Origin of the sequence: Kaistella haifensis DSM 19056 (assembly GCF_000735695.2) — a bacterium.
In the GTDB taxonomy this organism is placed as follows: domain Bacteria; phylum Bacteroidota; class Bacteroidia; order Flavobacteriales; family Weeksellaceae; genus Kaistella; species Kaistella haifensis.
Genome location: NZ_JASZ02000059.1, coordinates 1 through 3,188, shown reverse-complemented (window position 1 = coordinate 3,188; position 3,188 = coordinate 1). Strand labels below are relative to the sequence as shown.

General features: G+C 33.1%; 2 protein-coding genes and 1 pseudogene. 1 reads left to right on the top strand and 2 read right to left on the bottom strand.

The features are described 5' to 3' along the window. Nucleotides 1–143: 143 nt before the first annotated feature. Nucleotides 144–1,958 (bottom strand): class I SAM-dependent methyltransferase, encoded by a 1,815-nt coding sequence (locus AP75_RS13585; protein WP_088264976.1) that lies wholly within the window; start codon nucleotides 1,956–1,958, stop codon nucleotides 144–146. Further along, nucleotides 1,958–2,641: a type II restriction-modification system restriction endonuclease gene (locus AP75_RS13580; RefSeq protein WP_031504688.1), complete on the bottom strand. Its 684-nt coding sequence runs from the start codon at nucleotides 2,639–2,641 to the stop codon at nucleotides 1,958–1,960. The genes AP75_RS13585 and AP75_RS13580 overlap by 1 nt, the downstream gene beginning before the upstream one ends. Before the next feature lie 348 nt (nucleotides 2,642–2,989). Between AP75_RS13580 and AP75_RS13575 the strand changes: the two are divergent. Beyond that, a pseudogene (locus tag AP75_RS13575) lies at nucleotides 2,990–3,188 on the top strand (IS1182 family transposase); the annotation flags it as partial.

Below are 3,188 nucleotides of genomic sequence, written 5' to 3'. Positions count from 1 at the left end.
ACCTCTAAATTCTAAAAACGACATCCCCATAAGAGGACCATCATACTGCTGAAAAGCCACCGGAGCTTCCGTTCAACGGGCTTTCATTTCTTGTCTTGCAGACAAAACGAAAGCTTAGTTATTATGCCCAGTGCTTATCTGTATTATCCGAACATTGTCATTTGTCCGTTATTTACAGGTGTCATTTCGTCTATAAAATCGTCCCATAAATTTAAAGTTAAATCAAGATTATACTTTTCGTTTAAAGTTTCAAGTTCTGATTGTAAAACAGACTTGTCAATACGTTTCGACAATTCGGCTAAATCAATTCTCATCAGAACATCTTTTGTGAAAGTTCTCTTAGCGTCAGAAAATGTAACTGATTGTAAAAGTTGAACAGTTGTATCAGAGTTTAAAAGTATCAATGAATAAACCGCAAACTCAATTTTGTCAAAACCGATTAAATAACAAGTATCGTCCAACATCACAGGTTTGTCGTTCTGTGGAAGGATAAGCGTAAAATGAAAGGTCTTATAAAGTCCTGAAATAGCAACTTTATAAGGTTTGAATGAATAGTCGCCAATACCAAAAATTGAAAATGGCGGTTTGTTGTTGTAAATACTTGATTTTCTTGCACTAAAATTTTCTTGATGTTCTGTCAAGTATTGATAAGTTTTTGGATAATCTAATTTAATATAATTGGTCTCTTGTCCAACTTTTTTTTGAGTTACGATGGTGAATTTTCTTGTTTGATTGATTACCGTGTTTTTTAAGTCTGAACTTTTAAGAAGTCCATAAACTAATCCTTCTTCAAGTTTTATTTCTTCATTCAAGCCATTTACATAATGCCCATTTACTTTGTCAAGTTCCATAATTGAAGAACAGTCGTGTTTTAGACCTTGTCGCCAAACAAAGGGACTTTCTCCATCAATTTCTTTTGTGTCAATATAAGTGTCAATGTTAGAAACAAATTTGCCGTCAACCCAGCCAAACCGTTTTGCTTTTCTTTGGTCTTGTCTTCTTTGAGTTCTTTGGATTGTTCTTAATTCATTTTGAGTATAAAAATCAAATTCACTACATTCAAATTCGCTTTTTGAATTTAAGTTACAAGAGAATAAACACGCTTCTACTGAAACGTTAAATTCCTTTTTGCTGTCAATACAAAGTTTCTCTAATTCGGAAATCGGATATTTTTTATTGACTTGGTCAAATAAGATATTTTTTACAACACTATTTTTTACCAACAAAGCAACATTTCCATTAATTTTTTGGAAGGTTTCAATCATCATTAAGGTAATAAATTCCGCAATATCGAAATTACCTTTACCCGTCATTGCATCTAAACCGCTATGATTTTTAAAATTTCTTTTCTTTGGAAGATTATCGGAATTAAGACTTCCTAATTTTGAGTTTGTTACCCAAGGCGGATTGCCAATTACTAAAATATTATTTTTAGCATACTCTTTTGCAATACTTTTGAAATTAAAATCGAAAACATTGCAATGCGTTATTGAAATTTCGGGTTTAATATTGTCAGGATTTTCCAAGAAGAATTTGACAATATTAAATTTTGTTTCCCATACGTAAGGTTTGTAAATTTCTACCCCAAAAACTTTTTCAATATTCGTGAAATTCTGTAATGAGGCAATTATAAAATTACCTTTTCCACACGTTGGTTCAATTACAATTTCGGGCGAAATGTCTTTTGCTTTAAGATAAACTGTTACATTATTCGCTAAATCTAAATTAGTTTGAAAATCTCCATATTCTGTTGCTCTATCTGGTTCTTCGACAATATTTTGAGTTTCAGAAATTATATCTTTTAAAGTCTCTAATTCTTCATTATTATCAAAAAAATGTATGATGCCGAAGGCATCATACATTTTTTGATTTGCCAATTCATAAGATGCAGTATTTTTCAGATTACTGTTTAAGTAGTCTGAAACTTGATAATTAATATTGGCATCGAAAACTTTCATTATTTAGGTTTATTATAGCTAACAATTTTTTCTACTCCTGGAACATCATCAGTTAGGTTTACAATTCTCTTGTATTGCAATCTCCATTGAAGAGCATTAGAAATAGTTAAATATCCTATTGGAATTTCGGTTGCTAAAATAATTCCAGCAATTTGTTGTAAGGTTATTTCATCCGCTGGCAATTTTATTCCTTCTAAAAATGCAACAATATCATCTTCATTTGCCTCAACCTTTTTCATATCGTTTAAAATACTTGTGGTTGTATAATCGGCTGTTCTTTCTTTTGAAACAAAAGAACAACTTACAAAGTTAAGTATTGCCGTTTGCGTTTTTGGGTCATCAGTCTTGTCGTAAACGAATACAAGTAAATTATATCCAAGTCCAAATATTTTCTGCTTTGCGTCTCTGAATGGGCAAGAAGATTGAGGTTGTTTAATAGAAGTAACTTTAATGTCCGTTAAAATATCTTCAGATGGAAGGTCAATTCCTTTTGCAGATGAGCCAACAGTTACTATGTACTTGTCGTTTAGATGTTTTTGAAATTTTTGTTCGATTAAAGTTCCAACAGCTTTACCGTCAGTAACTCCAAAAAGCTCTTTATGTTGAAATTCAGATTGCTCAACACAAAATAATTGAGCTTCTTCTATTAATTTTTCTATCGTCAGTTTCTCTTTCTGTTCCATTCGGTAAATTTACAATTTTTATTCTTGTCGGTTTTGAGTTGTCGTATGTTTTTTGTCCTTCCGTTGATGTTAGCACGGTCGGTTTGTAGCATTGGGCATAACGTTTCGGGGCTTTGCGATGGTGGGGCAATCGAAGCACAAATCTTCAATTTTGCACAAAAGTTGAACCGAAGAACTGCCGTTGAACTTTGCAGTTTCGCCCCACTATTGCAAAACCCTTGTGCCTGTTGCACAACCTCTTTTCAAAGATACGGTAAAAAGATTTCAGAAATAGAAAATGTGGTTATAAACGGGTTTAAAATATTGAAAATCAATTGTATATATCGTTTATTCTCCGTAAATTAGCGTATGCAAGGCAGAAAAACATTTGAACCGAAAATCTTCTACGAACTCAGCCTGGAGGGGCTCGTTCCCCAGGATGATTTCTACCGTAAAATCAGTCAGGAAGTACCCTTTAGCTTCCTCTACAAGTCAACCTCTCATTATTACGGCCGTTGCGGGCAGGACAGCATCGATCCTGTGGTCTTTTTCAAGATACTGTTAGTGG

What these genes read in the sequence shown, in the direction of transcription:
- AP75_RS13585 (WP_088264976.1), bottom strand. Translation starts at nt 1,958, where the DNA reads ATGAAAGTTTTCGATGCCAATATTAATTATCAAGTTTCAGACTACTTA.
- AP75_RS13580 (WP_031504688.1), bottom strand. Translation starts at nt 2,641, where the DNA reads ATGGAACAGAAAGAGAAACTGACGATAGAAAAATTAATAGAAGAAGCT.